Below are 18805 nucleotides of genomic sequence, written 5' to 3'. Positions count from 1 at the left end.
TGTTATGATGATTGCGAATTTCCATTCGACTTATAATTTTCTATTTTTTCTTTTAAAATCAATCGTGCTCTTGCAAGATTTGATTTTGAGGTTCCAATTGAGATATTGATCAATTCGCTAATCTCTACATGAGAGTAACCATCTAATACATACAAATTGAATACCAATCTATATCTGTCGGGCAATTCTTGAATGATTTTTAATAAAAAATCAATATTCAAGTCTTCATCATCTATATCTACTGTGACGTCTTCAATATTACCTTCATTTACAATATCGTAAACACCTACATTGTCTCTATAGCTTTGCAATGATGTATTAATTGCAATCCGTTTTAACCAACCTTCAAAAGAACCTTTATTATTGTACTGATCTATTTTACTAAATACAGTTATAAATGCATCGTGCAGATTATCTTCTGCTTCCGCATAGTTTTTAGAATACTTAAGACAAAGCGAAAATAACTTACTTGCATACTGCTTGTATAATTGGCTTTGAGCTTGAGCATCTTGTTTTATACAATTTTTAATGAGTCTATCTAAACTCACATTGTTGTCGGAATTAATTAATAATTATCTTTCTTACTACTTACTGCATTTCTACCATCAACCACTGGGATTTCCACCACCTCAAACATTTCTTCACCCTCTTCGTTCTCTCCTTGAAAAAACTTAAAATAATAAGTTTCATTGCTGGTCACTTCAAAATTAAAACTTGCAGTAACTTCTTCTGGCCCAGTAACACATGCCGCCCTCTCGCTAACAAAAACGGTATTTACTATAGCTATGGTTCTTTCTTGCCCATTAATTTCGTATATAAAGTCACTGAAATCGTAACAAGAAGTAGGCTGATTGTAAGTCATTGAGATTTCATAAACCTCTCCAAAAATAAATTGTTCTGGAACATCAATACTTTCAACAGGCAATACTTCTAGAAAAAAAGTCTCTGAATCATCACTCTCAATACTACATGATGTAATAGTGGTGATAAAAATAGCAACTAATATTACGAACTTCTTCATTAGATAACATAATCAATTTCACTCTATAGATGCAGAAAAAGCAAAAGGGTTGCGTCTAAAAACAAAAAAAATCCTGATTTTAACAGGATTTTTGTTTAACTTACTGATTTTCATTTATTAAGGCTCGAACTTTTTCCTCTAATTCATCCATTAAATCAGGATTATCCTTAATTAAAGATTTAACCGCATCTCGTCCTTGACCTAGTTTGGTATCCTCATAACTAAACCATGAGCCACTTTTCTTTACAATGTCACTATCTACAGCTAAGTCTAAAACTTCACCAACTTTAGAAATGCCTTCACCATACATTATGTCAAACTCCGCAGTCTTAAATGGTGGTGCCACTTTATTCTTAACAACCTTTACTCTGGTTTTATTACCCATCACATTGCTGTTGCTGTCTTTAATCTGTGTAGAACGTCTTATATCTAATCTAACAGAAGCGTAGAATTTTAGAGCATTACCACCAGTTGTAGTTTCTGGATTACCAAACATTACTCCTATTTTTTCACGTAATTGGTTAATAAAAACCATGGTGCAATTGGTTTTGCTTATGGAAGCCGTAAGCTTTCTTAATGCCTGAGACATTAAACGCGCATGAAGCCCCATTTTAGAATCTCCCATTTCACCTTCTATCTCACTTTTAGGTGTCAACGCTGCTACAGAATCAATAACAATGATATCAATAGCGCCAGAGCGCACCAAATTATCCGCAATTTCTAAAGCCTGTTCACCATTATCTGGTTGGGAAATAATCAGGTTTTCTAAATCTACACCTAATTTCTCGGCATAAAAACGATCAAAGGCATGTTCTGCATCAATAAATGCGGCTATACCTCCTGCTTTTTGTGCTTCGGCAATAGCATGTAATGTCAATGTGGTCTTACCAGAAGATTCCGGACCGTATATTTCTATCACCCTACCTCTTGGGTATCCTCCTACACCTAATGCAATATCTAAGCCTAAAGATCCAGATGAAATTGCATCTACATCAACAATCGCTTGATCACTCATTTTCATTACTGTTCCTTTGCCATAAGCCTTATCTAATTTGTCTAACGTTAATTTTAGGGCTTTTAATTTTGCGTCTTTTTCACTACTCATTTCTTCTATTGTCTTAATTAAATTGTTATCAAAAATACCACTTATTTTATTTTTTTCAATTTTATGACGCAACCATTTTACACTTTTTGCATCTACTATATGAAAAAGGGAATAATTGCTATGAAAAGTTTTGTTTTCAATAACAAAAGATGTATTCAAAGCTTTTATAGCACCTTTTGAAAAAGAAGAGCTAGTCAATTAGATTAGAGTTGAAAATATATGGGTTCACCAATAGGTGAATTTATTGTCACAGATAGTTTATTGTCTAAGTTTAAAAACTAAAAAAAACGATTATGAAAAAAAATGTAATTAAATTAATGATGGTCTCGGGACTACTTCTAACATTCTTAGGGTGTTCTGATGACTTTGTGAACGAAAACCCTGAAAGTGGTTTTCAGAACATCAACCAGCTTGGTGAAGCTGCGAGTAACAATCCTGACATTGTAACAGGTTTCATCGAGGGTGTTTACTCTACGATGTATACGGTTGGTACTGGTGGTACCGGTGGGCATGATGACTTCGGTCATAAAGCCTATGACCTGTTTGCTGATTTCTTGTCTAGTGATGTTGCCCTGTCCGTAAGTACTTATGGATGGTATAGAGCTAGTATTACTGAGATGCAGTGTACTGAAGATTTCACCTTTTTAGATAATTACCAAGTTTGGAGACACTATTATAGAATGATACGTGCTGCCAATACCGTAATTGAGACTTTAGGTGGTGATGAAGCGGATCCAGAAAATCCTGATAACAGAGCTACTCTTGGACAGGCTTTAGCTATGCGTGCTCATTCTTACTGGTATTTGACCCAGTATATGCAGAATGATTACAACCCTTCACAAGAGATCCTTCCAATCTATAGAACAGTAACTAACGTAGGTGTAGGTAAATCTACTGCTGCTGAGGTTTTTGAACTTATAGAGAGTGATCTTAACAGAGCCATCGTATTATTGGATGATTATAACAGACCAACTAAGACTCAGGTGAACAAGGAAGTTGCACAGGCTATGTTAGCTTATGCTATTGCTTCTCAACGTGATGTTTCTCGTATGGGCGAAGTTGTTGCGTTATGTGATGCTGTGATTTCTGGAACTGGTGCTACGGTAATGACCGCAGCTGAGATTACAGGTGGTTTTAACAATGTGGCTACTCCAGGATGGATTTGGGGTGTAGACCTTAATGGTGATATCGGATTAAGACTTATTTCTTGGTGGGGACAAATGGATGCGTTCTCATATAGTTACGCTTGGGCAGGTGATGCCAAGGCTATAGATCAAAACCTATATGATGCTATTCCTGCTGATGATGCTAGAAAAGCACAGTTCTTCCCAGGTTCAGGTTATTATAACCTAATGCCATTGGATAAGTTCTACGATGCCAGTAGAATTATCGGTGGGCCAAGTGGATCGGTTGTAGCTGATTATGTATACATGAGAATTGCTGAGATGCACATCTTAAAAGCAGAGGCTTTAGCAAAAATGGGCCAGGATGGACCAGCTAGAACTGCATTGAGAGAGGTATTGGACCAACGTTTGCCAGACACATCTTATTTAAATGGATTGTCAGGAGCGGCTTTATTGGCTGAGATTCACTTACAGACGCGTATTGAGTTTTGGGGTGAAGGTAAAACATACCTTTCTATAAAGCGTAACCAGACATCAACAGGTGTGAGAGGAAGTAACCACTTATCTTTTGTTGGTGAATCATTTATGCATAATGATGAGCGTTTAACTTTTGAAATCCCTGAATTGGAAATTCAAAGTAACGTTTTCATTAACGAACAAAATTAATTAACTGCCGTCAGAATAATAAAATTTAATTTTTTTCAATTTTATGACGCAACCATTTTACATTTTTTGCATCTACTATATGAAAAAGGAAAAAGTTGCTATGAAAACCCTTTAAAAAGTTGAGATAAGTCTTGAAAATAAATTTTCTACTTTTTAATAACAATTAGCAAAACACATGACGACTCGGCTGTTGTTTAGTTCAACAGCCGAAAAGTCTAAGTGAGTTAACTTTTTCAATTAGTTTTAAGTTAGTGGTTAGTTAGAAAAGCACCTTGATAATTTCACGGTGCTTTTTTAATGAAAAAATATTAAAATGAATACCTTTGCACAATATACATCAAGGCTTTAGCAGAGATGTACTTTAATTCTTTAACCTTAAAAAATTAGTATAGCATGCAACTGTACAATAACTTAAGTGCTAAAGAAAGAGCAGAACTTATTGAAAAAGCGGGAAAAGACCGCTTAACAATCTCTTTCTACAAGTACGCCAAAATTGGCAATACCGAAATTTTTAGAAACCACATGTTCTTGGCTTGGGACCAGCTAGATGTCTTAGGTAGAATATACATTGCTAACGAAGGCATTAATGCTCAGCTATCTGTCCCTGCAGAGAATTTCGAAGCCTTTAAAAATCATTTAGACACTATCTCGTTTCTTGTAAATGTAAGGTTGAACGTTGCCATTGAGCACGACAATTTTGCGTTTTTAAAACTAAAAGTTAAAGTACGTAATAAGATTGTTGCCGATGGTTTAAATGACCATACTTTTGATGTGACCAATAAAGGGGTTCATGTAAATGCAGAAAAGTTCAACGAACTTATTGAAGACCCAGACACGGTTTTAGTGGATATGCGTAACCATTACGAAAGTGAAATAGGCCATTTTAAAAACGCCATTACACCAGATGTAGATACGTTTAGGGAATCACTGGACTTGATAGAAGAAGATTTAAAAGAATACAAAGAAGACAAAAAGCTAGTTATGTACTGTACTGGTGGAATTCGATGTGAAAAGGCCAGTGCCTACTATAAACACAAAGGATTTAAAAATGTATTTCAGTTAGAGGGTGGTATAATAAATTATGCTAGACAAGTTGAAGCAGAAGGTCTTGAAAATAAATTTATTGGAAAGAATTTTGTTTTCGATCAACGACGGTCAGAACGCATTAGCGATGATGTTATTGCTAGTTGTCACCAATGCGGCAAGCCCGCAGATTTACATACCAATTGTGCTAATGAAGCTTGTCATTTATTATTTATTCAGTGTGATGAGTGTAAAGAAAAGATGGATAATTGCTGCTCTACAAATTGTCAAGAAGTCATTAAATTGTCTTATGAAGAACAAAAAGCTTTGCGCAGAGGGCAAGGAAACAGTAACGACATATTTAAAAAAGGAAGAGCGGACCACCTACCATATAAGAAAGATTTGAGAAATATATTTGAAACACTTAAATCTTCAAAATAAATAAAAGGCTCTAGGTTAAACCAGAGCCTTTTTTAATGTCTATTTTTTAATAAGTTTGATTGTTTTCTTTTGGTTTTGTTCTCCTTCTAGAGTTACAAAATACATTCCGTCAGAAAGTTCTGAGAGATTTAATTCTTTAATACCTTCAGGAGAATTTTCTTCGAAAGTTTTGATGGTCTTACCTAAAATATCAACAACTTTTGCACTTTTGACTTTTGAGGTAGAATTAATATTAACTATGTCATTAAAGGGGTTTGGGTAAATTGAAGTGCTTTCCAGCCCTTCTTCTTCCACACTTAAAGCACCAACATAATAGCTATGGGTTACAGTTTGTCCATTATACGTGGCTTCCCATTTCCATTCTCCAGCAATATTTGCGACCGAAGTCCATCCTCCCCAATATGAAGCATAGTAATTGTCATTAAGATCAAAATCCCAATTATATAAATAGGTGTTGTCTGGTCTTATTACTTTAAGGTTTACCGTTGTTCCGGCAACCTGATCTCTTAAATAAATGAAGTAAGTTACAGTGTCATTTAAATCAAACTGATCACTCTCATTAGAAGTTTCAGTAGTTGGGCAGGCCGGAAAAACCGGAGCAGCTGTGTGCGTTAACACGGCATTGATTCCAGGATTATTGTAAGGCCTTTGGGTTTGCCACCAAGAATCAGCATTAAAACTATTGCAGGTGCCAGCATAAGGATCTACAAGTTGGGTGAATGTAGCATCAGTAAATATTTCAAAATGCAAATGAGGTCCAGTAGAAACACCAGAACTACCAACAACACCAAGATATTCCCCTTCAATGACCATATCACCAATATTCTTGGTCGTAGTTGAGCCATTTTTCATATGTCCATACAAAGCAATACTACCATCACTATGCTGAATGTAAACGGCATTCCAAGGTGTTGTAGTATCAAAATCGCAACTGCGATCAAAATTACCATCGCTTTTAGCAACAATTTGTCCAGGAGCGGCAGCAATAATCTCTACTTCGTCATTGTCCATCATTTTCCATCCGAAGGGCCAAGTAAAATAATCTATACCTTGGTGATTGTACCCGTTATCGGTATCGTAAGATCGTGTACCACAATTGTAATCGGTCAATTGGTCTGGGTATGCAGCATTATGATCTATATAACCAGAAATACCATAAATTTCATTATAAGTTGAATTGGTTGATTTTTGTAAAGGCCATACAAATAAAGGATGAGCACCTCTGTTTTCGGCAGAATAAGCTAGGCGGTTGTTTTGACTTAATTCGGAGATACGAGATTGTATATTCTGATAAATGACTTCTCGTTGAGCATCAGTTAGACATTCCGCTTTTTCAGGATTAAAAACAAATTCACCACCAGTAACGTCAGATGAAGGTTGTTGAGCAAAACTGAAGATAAAACTGAGGACAAAACTGAATAATGTAATTTTTGATTTCATAATGTTAAGGTATTGGTTTGTAGTAACATCGAACTAATCTGAAAATGTGAGCATTAAGATAAACAATATTCTATAAGTTATTATTAGCCAACTCTTTATTTGACTTAAGAAATAATCTTATCTTTACTCATTAATAAATTATGAATCCTTTATCTAGACTTTTTATATCTAGATTGAATATATAAAACTTTTTATGGCTTGTAACAGTTGTGCAACTGGTAAAGACGGCCAACCAAAAGGATGTAAAAACAATGGGACCTGCGGTACAGACAGCTGCAATAAGCTCACGGTTTTTGACTGGTTGGCAAATATGTCACTTCCTAGCGGACAAGAACCCTTTAATGGTGTTGAAGTTCGCTATAAAAATGGAAGAAAACAATACTACAAAAACACAGAAAACTTAACGTTAAGTATAGGCGATATTGTCGCTACCCAAGCAAAATCTGGGCACGATATAGGCATGGTCACTTTAACAGGTGAATTGGTGCGTGTACAGATGAAGCGCAAAAAGGTAGATATCAATGACGAAGAAAACGTTCTAAAAATATACCGAAAAGCATCTCAAAGAGATATAGATGTTTGGTCAAAATCGCGAGACAAAGAAGAGGCAATGAAGGTAAAAGCACGTCAGTTTGCTATTGACCTTAATCTGAAGATGAAAATCTCTGACATAGAGTATCAAGGAGATGGCAGCAAGGCAACTTTTTATTACACTGCTGAAGAACGTGTAGATTTTAGGGAGCTGATCAAAGTTTTTGCTCGTGAGTTCAGAACGCGTATAGAGATGAGGCAAGTTGGCTTTAGACAAGAAGCGGCAAGACTTGGTGGTATTGGCTCTTGCGGAAGGGAATTGTGTTGTTCTACTTGGCTGACGGATTTTAGATCAGTTAGCACTTCTGCAGCGCGTTATCAACAATTATCTTTAAACCCATTAAAGTTAGCTGGCCAGTGCGGTAAGTTAAAGTGTTGTTTAAATTATGAACTTGATGCTTACTTAGATGCATTAAAGGATTTTCCAAAAACCGACATAAAACTTTACACTGAAAAAGGAACTGCAGTTTGCCAAAAGACAGATATTTTTAAAGGTCTTATGTGGTACGCCTATGAAGGAGAATGGATGAATTGGCACGTCATTACAACCAAACAGGCTAACGAAATTATTGCAAAAAACAAGAAAAAAGAAAAAGTTGCAAGCCTCGAAGAATATGCAGCTGAGCACATTCAAGACACTAAAACCGAGTTTGAGAACGTTGTAGGTCAGGATAGTTTAACACGTTTCGATAATCCAAAATCAAATAAGAAACGTAAAAACAATAGGAAGAGAAATAAAAACCGCAACAGAAACCGCAATCAAAAACAAAATGCAAAAAAGAACTAGTTGGTTACTATTGGCACTTGTTAGTTTGTTTATGGTTACAAGTTGTGATTCTAAAGCGGTTTATGACGAATATCAGTCTGTTCCTAACAAATGGCATAAAGATTCAGTTGCGAGTTTTAATTTTAAAGCGCCAGACACTATAAAGAATTATAATCTTTATGTTAATCTCAGAAATACTAACGATTATAAGTTCAGTAATTTATTTCTCATTGTAGAGTTAAATTACCCAAACGGTAAAGCTGTAAAAGACACTTTAGAATATAAAATGGCTGCTCCAAACGGTGAGCTTTTAGGGACAGGATTTTCTGACATTAAGGAAAACAAGCTTTGGTATAGAGGTTATAAGTCGCCGTTTAAATTTAGTGAAACAGGAGACTATAATGTAAACATTCAACATGCTATGCGAAAAAACGGAGACGTAAATGGCGTGGTGAATTTAGAAGGTATAACAGATGTTGGTTTTAGGGTAGAGAACGCTCAAGAGTAATAATTATGGCAAAAAAGAAAACGACAAAATCTAAAACAGAAGCAATAGACTTTTCAAAATATATAAGACGATTTTGGATACTTTTTGCAAGCGGTATTTTTGCATTCGTATTATTGTTTCTTTTAGCATCTTGGGGACTTTTAGGCGAAATGCCAGATCATACCAGATTAGAAAACCCAGAGACTAATTTAGCTACCGAAATTATTTCTTCAGATGGCGAAACCTTAGGCAAATTTTATTTTAACGATAATAGAACTCCAGTTGGTTATGAAGATTTGCCAAAAAATTTGGTTGATGCTTTAATAGCTACTGAAGATATTCGTTTCTATGAGCACTCAGGCATAGATGGCAGAGGTACACTTAGAGCAATTTTCAAACTTGGTAGAGGAGGTGGAGCAAGTACGATATCGCAACAATTGGCGAAACAATTGTTTACTGATCAAGTTTCAAAAAACAGTATAGAACGCGCACTTCAAAAAGTTAGAGAATGGATAATAGCTATTAGGTTAGAACGTCAATATACTAAAGAGGAAATCATAGCGCAATATTTCAATATTTACGATTTTGGAAACAATGGTGATGGAATTCGTTCCGCTTCCAGAATCTATTTTGGTAAAGAGCCTAAGGATTTGGATTTAAAAGAATCAGCTATGCTGGTTGGCATGTTTAAAAACTCTTCATTATACAACCCAAGAAGAAATCCTATAGGAGTTAAAAATAGACGTAATGTTGTTTTAGCGCAAATGCATAAGTACGAATATATTACCGAAGAAGTAAAGGATTCATTACAAGCAACAGAATTAGATTTAAATTACTCACCAGAGTCTCATCGCGAAGGTATAGCCACTTATTTCAGAGAATATCTTAGAGGTTTTATGAAAGAATGGGCTGAAGATGAAAACAATAGAAAACCAGATGGCAGTAAATACGACTTGTATAGCGACGGGTTAAAAGTATTCACCACTATTGATTCGCGTATGCAACAATATGCTGAAGACGCTATAGCTCAACACATGCCAAGACTTCAGGCAGAGTTTGATCATCAAAATACTCCGGATAGAAACCCAACAGCTCCGTTTTTGGAATTAGACCAGTCTGAAATCAATAAGTTGATGAAAGATGGAATGCGTAGAGGAGAACGTTGGAGAATTTTAAAAAACCAAGGAAAATCAGACAAAGAAATTGAGGCATCTTTTCACAAACCAGTTGAAATGACGGTATTTAAATGGATAGATGGAAAAGCCAGTGAGGTAGATACGGTTATGAAGCCAATAGACTCTATGCGCTACTATAAGTCGTTCTTAAAGCCAGGCATGATGTCTATGGACCCAATAACTGGCCATGTAAAAGCTTGGGTTGGCGGTATGAACTATAAGCATTTTCAGTACGATATGGTAAAGCAAGGTAAGCGCCAAGTCGGTTCTACGTTTAAGCCTTTTGTTTATGCCACAGCTATTGACCAATTGCAAGTGTCTCCGTGCGATTCTTTCCCAAGAACACCAATCACAATTGAGGCTAATAAATTTGGTAATCCAGAGTCTTGGACAACAAAAAATTCTGACGGTAATTATTCTGGTAAGCAAACCTTAAAAGATGCTCTGGCAAGTTCTACTAATACTGTCACTGCACGTCTAATGAATGAAATTGGTCCACAACCTGTGGTTGAAATGGCTAAAAAATTAGGAGTTGAGCAAGAGATTTTACCTGTGCCAGCTATTGCATTAGGAACTGCTGATATAAGTGTATACGAAATGGTGGCAGCCTATTCTACTTTTGCCAATAAAGGTGTTTATAATAAACCCGTAATGGTGACGCGTATTGAAGATAAAAACGGAACCGTTCTTTATCAAGTAACGCCAGAAAGTAAAGATGTTTTGAGTGAGGAAGTCGCTTACGTAACTGTTAACCTTATGGAAGGAGTAACACAAGCAGGCTCAGGTAGAAGATTAAGGCACAAAGGGTTTGATAAATGGAATGCCATGTATAAAGAAATTATGACAGGCTATCCTTATGAATTAACAAATCCGATAGCTGGTAAAACTGGTACGACACAGAACCAAAGTGATGGCTGGTTTATGGGCATGGTGCCAAACTTAGTAACTGGTGTATGGGTAGGTGCAGAAGACAGGGCTGCTCACTTTAAAACTATTACTTATGGTCAAGGAGCCTCTATGGCACTACCTATTTGGGGACTTTACATGAAGGCTTGTTATGCCGATGAAACTCTGGATGTTTCTAAAGATGAATTTGAAAAACCATCTGGATTGACCATTAATGTTGATTGTTCTGTGCACGATGAAGGTGATCTTGGTGCCGATTCTGATACTGATGATGATGATGTCGAAGTTGATGTAGATTTCGAATAAGGCAACATACTTCTTCGACATATTTAAGCAAATTTTAGTATGAAGTTTGTTTAGTCTTTTGTATTTTTCAGAAGATAATTTTTCAATTTATGATTAGTAAAAAAGTAGCTAATGTTACTGAAGCTTTGCAAGGCGTAAAGGATAATATGACCTTTATGTTTGGTGGTTTTGGCTTATCTGGTATTCCTGAAAATGCCATTGCAGAACTTGTGAAGCTGAATGTAAAAGGCTTAACCTGTATTTCTAACAATGCAGGTGTCGATGATTTTGGTTTAGGGCTGTTGTTACAGCAAAAGCAAATCAATAAAATGATCTCATCTTATGTTGGTGAGAATGATGAGTTTGAGCGTCAGATGCTGTCAGGAGAATTAGACGTAGAGTTGATTCCACAAGGCACTTTAGCAGAACGTTGTAGGGCAGCCCAAGCAGGATTTCCAGCAATATACACACCAGCTGGCTACGGCACTGAAGTGGCAGAGGGAAAGGAAACACGAGAATTTGATGGTAAAATGTATGTTTTAGAACATGCATTTAAAGCAGATTTTGCATTTATAAAGGCTTGGAAAGGTGATGCAGCGGGCAACTTAATTTTTAAAGGAACAGCCAGAAATTTTAATCCCAATATGTGCGGTGCGGCAAAAATAAATGTAGCTGAGGTAGAGGAACTTGTTCCTGTAGGTGAATTGGACCCTAATCAAATTCATATACCTGGTATTTTTGTGCAACGAATCTTTAAAGGTGCACATTACGAAAAACGAATTGAGCAACGAACAGTTAGGCAAAAGAATTAAGAATGTTAGACAAAAACGGAATAGCAAAACGCATAGCTAAGGAAGTACAAGATGGTTATTATGTTAATCTAGGCATTGGCATACCTACTTTAGTTGCAAATTATGTGAGAGATGATATTGAGGTAGAATTTCAAAGTGAAAACGGAGTTTTGGGCATGGGCCCATTTCCTTTTGAAGGAGAGGAAGATGCGGACATTATCAACGCAGGAAAACAAACTATAACAACATTACCAGGAGCATCTTTTTTTGATTCTGCTATGAGTTTCTCAATGATTAGAGGGCAACATGTAGATCTAACCATTCTTGGAGCGATGGAGGTTGCGGAGAACGGAGATATTGCAAATTGGAAAATACCTGGAAAAATGGTCAAAGGTATGGGAGGTGCCATGGATTTGGTTGCCAGTGCCGAAAATATAATTGTTGCGATGATGCATACTAATAGAGCAGGAGCATCTAAGCTGCTTAAAACATGCTCATTACCGCTTACTGGCGTTGGTTGTGTAAAGAAAATAGTAACCAATATGGCAGTTATAGAAGTTACAGATAAAGGTTTTAAACTATTGGAACGTGCTCCAGGTGTATCTGTTGAGGACATTAAAAACGCTACTGATGGTCACTTAATCGTTGAAGGTGAGATTAAAGAAATGGAGTTTTAGAGAATTCTATTTGCAAAAATGTTATACCGCATATTAACTTGCGGTTTTTTTGTAAGAAAAGAAGACGAAACAGACTACAAATGTTAAAATTATATGCATTTTATCGAATTATAAAGTATTACAACTGATAAAATGAATATTTGTTTCATATTAGCAAACCCAAATAAAAACTAAATTGACCAAATTTACCATAAACTTAATTTATTGATTTTGCCCCAAATCTACCATAAACTTAGCTTATGAAAACTAAATCAAATCTACCAGAACCTACTTTGAACGAAAACGTTTTGTTTTCGAACATTAAAAACACAATGAGAGTAATTTCAGGTGTTTTAAAGTTAACCAAGAAAATATTCATGCTATAACCCTTTTGGGATAGCATGAATTAATTTTTTGGTGTATTCCTTTTCTGGGGATGCATAAATATCATCAGCATCTCCTAATTCTTCAATTTTTCCTTTATTCATAACCAATAATTGGTCTGCCATATATTTTACAACGGCTAAATCGTGTGAAATAAAAATATAGGTAAATCCAAATTGCGATTTCAAATCATTCAATAGATTTAAAACTTGTGCCTGTACCGAAATATCCAATGCAGACACGGATTCATCACAAACAATCAGTTGAGGTTCTAGGGCAATAGTTCTTGCAATGCCTATACGTTGACGTTGTCCACCAGAAAATTCATGCGGATACCTATAAAAAGCCGAGCCTTCTAGTCCTACTTTATTAAGAATATCTAACACTTTTTCTTTACGTTCAGCTGAAGAATTGCCAACATTGTGGACCTTCATAGGCTCCATTATGGCGTTACCAACTGTTAGACGAGGGTTTAGAGAGGCAAAAGGATCTTGAAATATTATCTGAATATCTTTGCGTAATTCACGTAACTCCTTCTTTTCTAGCACAGTAATGTCATTACCCTTGTATTTTATTATTCCAGAAGTGGCTTTATCCAATTGAAGTATGGCGTTTCCTAAAGTAGATTTTCCACAACCGGACTCACCAACCAAACCAATGGTCTCGCCAGGATACACTTTAAAACTTACACCATCAACCGCCTTAAAAGGAACATCTTTAGAAAATAAACCTGATTTTGAAAGATATGTTTTTTCAACATCAATGACTTCTAGTAAAGGTTCTTGAGCGTATAATGTTTTATGACGATTAAGCCTATCTTCTTTTGAGATAATGGTTTTATCGACTTCATTCGACATGAAATCAGAAATAGTTGGTAATTGCTTTAGCCTAAAATCTGCGGAAGGTCTTGCCGCAATGAGCGCCTTGGTGTAATTGTGTTTTGGGTTTTTAAAAATAGAACTAGTGTCACCTTGCTCTACAATTTCCCCTTTGTACATCACCAAAACTTTATCTGCAAGCTCTGAAACTAAAGATAAATCGTGTGAGATAAATAAAATGCTCATTTTAGTTTCTTCTTGGATGTCTTTTAATAGATCTAAAATATCTTTTTGTACAGTAACATCTAGAGCAGTAGTGGGCTCGTCAGCAATGAGCAATTTTGGCTTACATGCAATAGCCATAGCAATCATAACTCTTTGCTTTTGGCCGCCAGAGATTTCGTGTGGATAGGATTTAAAGATTCGTAAAGGTTTAGGAAGTTTTACTTTTTCAAACAGATCAATAACTTCAGATTTAATCTCTGAATTAGATAGTTTTGTGTGTTGTTTCAAAATTTCTTCAACCTGTTTGCCGCATCGCATAGATGGGTTTAGGGAACTCATAGGTTCTTGAAAAATCATTGCAATTTCATTCCCTCTTATTTTTTGAAAAGCATTGTTGTCAACTTTAACAAGGTCATTATCTTCAAACCATATTGAACCCGAAGTAATTTTAGAAATTCCTTTTGGTAAAAGCCCCATTATTGCTAATGAAGATACAGATTTTCCTGACCCAGATTCGCCTACAATTGCAGTTATTTCATTCTGTCTTAGAGCAAACGAAATTGATTTAATAATTTTCTTCTCTATTCCTTCACCAAAAAATGAAATTGAGAGCGCATTAACTTTAAGTAAATCTTGATTTGGCATGTGTAAAAATAATTAAATAAAGGATAGAATTATGATATTTCAATGATATTGACTTTAAAAGCAAATTGCTCACAAATACAATTAAAAGACTGTAATTCAGGCACATAAATAAATCAACAAAAAACCAATATTGCATTTCATCGATTTTATTTGCATTTTATCTGTTTTTATTAAAATTTTACAATATATTAGCCCCTCAACAAATTCATTTAATCCCCAAAACAAATGAAAAAAATTACTTTAACCTTAACCGCTTTATTTTTTTGTTTACTTAATGTAAACGCTCAACTATCAGAAAAAGAAAAAGCTGAGAACTATCTATCCAAGCAAGGTGAATTAACTTTTACCTTTCAAATTGAGGATGGATCCCGGTTAAAATCTTTAACCAGAAATATTTCCTTAATTAATTTCGATGAAACTACCAATACGGTAAAAGCTTGGGCCAATGAGGCTCAGTTTAGAGCTTTTGAAGCTTTAAATATTTCTTATCAGGTACCAAAAAATGAAAACGAAGTTGATGAAGCTACAATTTACGATGTTAGACCTTTAGTAAGTCGAGGTATGATGTCAACACTTACATTTCCGCTTAGTAGCTACCCAACCTATGCAGAATATGCGCAACAAATGCAAGATTTTGAAGATGATTATCCTGCTTTGGTAGAGAAAATAAGTATCGGCACGACAGGTCAAGGCGATAAAGAACTTTTATTTGTAAAAATATCTGATAATGTTTCAGTAGATGAGGCAGAACCTAAATTGATGTTTACATCCTCTATGCATGGAGATGAAATTGCAGGATACCCTATGATGTTAACATTGATAGATTATATATTAACGGTCTATAGTGATACGGGTCATGCGGATCATGCTAGAGTAAAAAACCTAGTTGAAAATGCCGAAATATGGATTAACCCTAGTGCAAATCCAGATGGAACCTATCATAATAGTGCATCAAACACTTCTGTAGGGAGTGCCAGAAGAGGGAACGGTAACAATATAGATTTAAATAGAAATTATCCAGATAACGTAGCGGGACCACATCCTGATGGTGAAGTTTATCAAACAGAAACTATTGCCTTTATGAACTTTGCAGATCAGCATAATTTTGTAATTGCTGCTAATTTTCATGGTGGTACTGAACTTGTGAATTATCCTTTTGATAATGCCTATGCCACATCGCAATACACACATGCAGACACAGATTGGTATGAATATATAAGTGTAGAATATGCCACACATTGCCAAACCGATGCTAATGCTGGTAATACATCAACACCAACGTATACTAATAAATCGTCTTATATGACTGATGATGACGATTGGGATGGCAGTGCAGGAAGTCAACCTTGGCAAAACAATTACTCCCAAAGTCCGGGAGTAACTCATGGTGCTGAATGGTATCGTGTATATGGTGGAAGACAAGATTATATGAATGTTTATCAGCAATGTAGAGAGGTAACCATAGAATTATCAGATACCAAAGTTTTGCCAGAGAGTTCATTAGTAGATTATTGGTATTACAATAGAGATGCCTTACTAGATTATTTAACTCAAGGAACTTATGGATTTAGAGGTTTGGTAAAAGATGCCTCGGATACAAACCCAATAGAGGGTGCTACAATCACTGTAGTTGGTCATGATTCATATGGATCTGAAGTTTCATCAGACGTAGATGGTGATTTTTACAGACCTATAAAAGGAGGAACGTATGATTTATTGATTAGCGCTCCGTGTTATCAATCCGTTACTTTAAGTAGTCAATCAATAACTGATGGGGCGATAGTAGATTTATCGGACATATTACTTACTCCGATTACACCTTCGGTACCTAATACCTTAAACGCGTCTTCTATAACAACAACATCAGCAAATTTAAGCTGGAACTCAACAGGATCTACTTTTGACCTAAGATATAGAGAGGTTGGATCTCCTACTTGGATAGACGTTAATGGGTTATCTACAAATTCATATAATATCACAGGTTTAACTGTTGATACTGATTATGAATTCGAAGTAAGGTCATTATGTAATTCTAATACCTCAGCATATTCTAGTGCCTATAGTTTTAGTACATCTGCGGTAACTTATTGTGCAAATTTAGGTGGTGATGTTTCTGACGAATATATAGGAAGAGTTCAACTAAACACTATCGATAATGTATCAGGTGCTCAAAGCTATTCTGATTTCACAAATATTTCCACAACATTAATTTCTGGAGTACAATACACTATTACAGTTACTCCTCAATGGACGGGAACAACTTTTTCTGAAGGATATAGTGTATGGATAGATTATGATAAAGATGGAAATTTCACAACAGCCGAGCGTGTTATGAACATTGCACCTACACAAAATACAACTGTGAGTGCTACTTTTACTGTGCCATTATCAATTAGCATAGGTAACACCAGAATGAGGGTAGCTATGCAATACAATGCAACACCACCAGCTTGTGATACAAATGGCTATAACTATGGAGAGGTTGAAGATTATACTATTAATTTGTTCAACGGTTTAGTCTTTAGTAGTAATGTTTGGACACCTAGCGCACCTACCGGAGCTACATCTTCTACAAATATTTTAATAGAAGACGGAACATATAATGTTAACTCTGCAATTAGTGTTAATAATATTACCGTTAATTCAGGAGCTACAATCAATGTTGACAAAAGTCAGTCAGTTACAGTAGCGGGAAACATAACTAATAACGGTGAGTTTGTATTAAACTCAGATTCTAACGAATTCTCTAGTTTAATGCTGTCAGGTGCGGCAACAGGTAATATTAATTATAACCGTCATGTTAATTCTAATGCTGGCGGTAATGATTTAATTGCCCCACCTGTTAGTGGACAATCATTTGTAGATTTTTTATCTAACAATTCCAACATTTTATCAAATACAGGCCAAACACAATATCTATTCGGAAATTTTGAAAAGCCAACTAATGACTATTTGCTTTTCGCAAATAATGAAGCAGTAAACTTGGAAGCTGGAAAGGGATATAGAGTGGCATCAACAGATAATGGTACATTCACATTTTCGGGAGCAGTCAGCACAGGAAATGTTAACGTTGCTATTGAAAAAACCGGAAGTAATTACGATAAGTGGAATTTAATAGGAAATCCATATACCAGCTATATAAAATTAGAAGATTTCTTATCTGCAAATGTGTCTGAACTAGATCCATTTAGTGCAGCGGTTTACGGATATGACGCTGATGCTTCAAATGGAAGTAAATGGACTATATGGAATTTAGCATATGCATCGGCAAACCCAGGTACATTAATTGCACCAGGTCAAGGATTTTTTGTATCGTCTAAAGACGGCGGAGCGAATATTTCGTTTACACCATCGATGCGATCAATAGGATCATCAGATGATTTTATTGCTGGTAGAAATCCATCAACAACAGTTGGGCATTTTGTCTTAAAAATGACATCAACAGAAAACACTTTCGAGACTGATATTTATTTTAACGATAACTCTACTTTAGGATTAGATATGGGTTATGATGCAGAACATTTTGGAGGAGCTCCATCAGATTTTTCAATATATTCAGAACTTGCCCAAAATAATGAAGGTAAAGATATGGCAATACAGTCTATAGGTAATGATGACCTTAACATTACTACAACTATACCTCTAGGAATTAATGCTAATCTAGGACAACAATTAGTGATAAGCTTAGAAGGTTCTAATGTTACTCAAGATGTTTACTTAGAGGACATAGTTGATAATACCATTACACATTTAAATTCAGAAGACTTTAGTTTTATACCAGACTCAAACATGTCTGGCATAGGTAGATTTTACCTAAGATTTGGACAAGAAGTATTGTCAACTAATACATCAGAATTTGACGGATTGCAAATTTTTAATGATGCTGAATTGCAGCAAATAGTTATAAAAGGGCAACTAAATGAGAAAACAAAATTAGCATTATATGATATCCAAGGAAGAGAAGTTATTGTTAAAGATTTAGATATTAATAAAAACTTTAATACAGTAAATACCTCTGGAATAATGAAGGGTATATATTTAGTGCAACTAAATAACGGAGCAAATGTTATCACTAAAAAGCTAGTAATAAGATAAATGACGTATTAATTTTATTAAACAGCCTAGAGAAATCTAGGCTGTTTTTGTATTTTACGCAGTAAATAAACAGTGCTTACTTAAAATTAGGTTTATCATTATTTACATAGTAGCAAGCTAAATAAGAGTGGTATTTGTAAAATTTAGAATATTAACTCAAA

The 18805-nt window shown here is 35.3% G+C and carries 13 protein-coding genes; 8 read left to right on the top strand and 5 right to left on the bottom strand.

Annotation, left to right across the window (positions count from 1 at the left end):
• Positions 1-2 precede the first annotated feature (2 nt).
• From ACQ65V_RS04685 to recA, 3 genes are all read right to left on the bottom strand, one after another.
• Positions 3-548, bottom strand: a complete 546-nt coding sequence (locus tag ACQ65V_RS04685; RefSeq protein WP_430467068.1) for an RNA polymerase sigma factor — start codon at positions 546-548, stop codon at positions 3-5.
• A gap of 17 nt (positions 549-565) precedes the next feature.
• Positions 566-1021, bottom strand: coding sequence for a hypothetical protein (locus ACQ65V_RS04680; RefSeq protein ID WP_155089264.1), 456 nt, complete (start codon positions 1019-1021; stop codon positions 566-568).
• Positions 1022-1121: 100 nt separating this feature from the next.
• Positions 1122-2126, bottom strand: coding sequence for a recombinase RecA (recA, locus tag ACQ65V_RS04675; protein WP_155089284.1), 1005 nt, complete (start codon positions 2124-2126; stop codon positions 1122-1124).
• 293 nt (positions 2127-2419) lie between these two features.
• Here recA and ACQ65V_RS04670 point away from each other — a divergent pair, with 293 nt between their 5' ends.
• Positions 2420-3916 carry a RagB/SusD family nutrient uptake outer membrane protein gene (locus ACQ65V_RS04670; RefSeq protein ID WP_430467067.1) on the top strand — a complete coding sequence of 499 codons (1497 nt, stop codon included), beginning with the start codon at positions 2420-2422 and terminating at the stop codon, positions 3914-3916.
• A gap of 393 nt (positions 3917-4309) precedes the next feature.
• Positions 4310-5380, top strand: a complete 1071-nt coding sequence (locus ACQ65V_RS04665) for a rhodanese-related sulfurtransferase (protein ID WP_430467066.1) — start codon at positions 4310-4312, stop codon at positions 5378-5380.
• Positions 5381-5419: 39 nt separating this feature from the next.
• Here ACQ65V_RS04665 and ACQ65V_RS04660 read toward each other — a convergent pair whose 3' ends face one another.
• Positions 5420-6820, bottom strand: coding sequence for a T9SS type A sorting domain-containing protein (locus ACQ65V_RS04660; protein ID WP_430467065.1), 1401 nt, complete (start codon positions 6818-6820; stop codon positions 5420-5422).
• A 193-nt stretch (positions 6821-7013) separates the two neighbouring features.
• Here ACQ65V_RS04660 and ACQ65V_RS04655 point away from each other — a divergent pair, with 193 nt between their 5' ends.
• The 5 genes from ACQ65V_RS04655 (at position 7014) to ACQ65V_RS04635 (ending at position 12498) form a co-directional block, all read left to right on the top strand.
• The gene (locus ACQ65V_RS04655) at positions 7014-8198 is read left to right on the top strand and encodes a PSP1 domain-containing protein (RefSeq protein WP_155087935.1); all 1185 of its coding nucleotides are present in this window, start codon (positions 7014-7016) and stop codon (positions 8196-8198) included.
• Complete coding sequence (locus tag ACQ65V_RS04650; protein WP_430467064.1) at positions 8182-8685, top strand: gliding motility lipoprotein GldH; 504 nt, start codon at positions 8182-8184, stop codon at positions 8683-8685. The genes ACQ65V_RS04655 and ACQ65V_RS04650 overlap by 17 nt, the downstream gene beginning before the upstream one ends.
• A 5-nt stretch (positions 8686-8690) precedes the next feature.
• Positions 8691-11051 (top strand): penicillin-binding protein 1A, encoded by a 2361-nt coding sequence (locus ACQ65V_RS04645; RefSeq protein ID WP_430467063.1) that lies wholly within the window; start codon positions 8691-8693, stop codon positions 11049-11051.
• 89 nt (positions 11052-11140) lie between these two features.
• Positions 11141-11842 carry a CoA transferase subunit A gene (locus ACQ65V_RS04640; RefSeq protein WP_273292791.1) on the top strand — a complete coding sequence of 234 codons (702 nt, stop codon included), beginning with the start codon at positions 11141-11143 and terminating at the stop codon, positions 11840-11842.
• A gap of 2 nt (positions 11843-11844) precedes the next feature.
• Complete coding sequence (locus ACQ65V_RS04635) at positions 11845-12498, top strand: CoA transferase subunit B (RefSeq protein ID WP_412559654.1); 654 nt, start codon at positions 11845-11847, stop codon at positions 12496-12498.
• A gap of 359 nt (positions 12499-12857) precedes the next feature.
• Here the strand turns inward: ACQ65V_RS04635 and ACQ65V_RS04630 are convergent, their stop codons facing one another.
• Positions 12858-14549, bottom strand: a complete 1692-nt coding sequence (locus tag ACQ65V_RS04630) for an ABC transporter ATP-binding protein (protein WP_430467062.1) — start codon at positions 14547-14549, stop codon at positions 12858-12860.
• Between the two features lie 225 nt (positions 14550-14774).
• On the opposite strand from ACQ65V_RS04630, the gene ACQ65V_RS04625 reads away from it, so the two are divergent.
• Entirely contained in the window at positions 14775-18644 is a 3870-nt protein-coding gene (locus ACQ65V_RS04625; protein WP_430467061.1) for a M14 family zinc carboxypeptidase, read from the top strand.
• The last annotated feature ends 161 nt before the right edge of the window (positions 18645-18805 follow it).

The sequence above is a fragment of the Winogradskyella ouciana genome, assembly GCF_965284585.1.
GTDB lineage: Bacteria > Bacteroidota > Bacteroidia > Flavobacteriales > Flavobacteriaceae > Winogradskyella > Winogradskyella ouciana.
This window is presented reverse-complemented; position numbering and strand designations above follow the sequence as displayed.

What these genes read in the sequence shown, in the direction of transcription:
- recA (WP_155089284.1), bottom strand. Translation starts at nt 2,126, where the DNA reads ATGAGTAGTGAAAAAGACGCAAAATTAAAAGCCCTAAAATTAACGTTA.
- ACQ65V_RS04645 (WP_430467063.1), top strand. Translation starts at nt 8,691, where the DNA reads ATGGCAAAAAAGAAAACGACAAAATCTAAAACAGAAGCAATAGACTTT.
- ACQ65V_RS04635 (WP_412559654.1), top strand. Translation starts at nt 11,845, where the DNA reads ATGTTAGACAAAAACGGAATAGCAAAACGCATAGCTAAGGAAGTACAA.
- ACQ65V_RS04640 (WP_273292791.1), top strand. Translation starts at nt 11,141, where the DNA reads ATGATTAGTAAAAAAGTAGCTAATGTTACTGAAGCTTTGCAAGGCGTA.
- ACQ65V_RS04665 (WP_430467066.1), top strand. Translation starts at nt 4,310, where the DNA reads ATGCAACTGTACAATAACTTAAGTGCTAAAGAAAGAGCAGAACTTATT.
- ACQ65V_RS04660 (WP_430467065.1), bottom strand. Translation starts at nt 6,820, where the DNA reads ATGAAATCAAAAATTACATTATTCAGTTTTGTCCTCAGTTTTATCTTC.
- ACQ65V_RS04650 (WP_430467064.1), top strand. Translation starts at nt 8,182, where the DNA reads ATGCAAAAAAGAACTAGTTGGTTACTATTGGCACTTGTTAGTTTGTTT.
- ACQ65V_RS04625 (WP_430467061.1), top strand. Translation starts at nt 14,775, where the DNA reads ATGAAAAAAATTACTTTAACCTTAACCGCTTTATTTTTTTGTTTACTT.
- ACQ65V_RS04655 (WP_155087935.1), top strand. Translation starts at nt 7,014, where the DNA reads ATGGCTTGTAACAGTTGTGCAACTGGTAAAGACGGCCAACCAAAAGGA.
- ACQ65V_RS04670 (WP_430467067.1), top strand. Translation starts at nt 2,420, where the DNA reads ATGAAAAAAAATGTAATTAAATTAATGATGGTCTCGGGACTACTTCTA.
- ACQ65V_RS04680 (WP_155089264.1), bottom strand. Translation starts at nt 1,021, where the DNA reads ATGAAGAAGTTCGTAATATTAGTTGCTATTTTTATCACCACTATTACA.
- ACQ65V_RS04630 (WP_430467062.1), bottom strand. Translation starts at nt 14,549, where the DNA reads ATGCCAAATCAAGATTTACTTAAAGTTAATGCGCTCTCAATTTCATTT.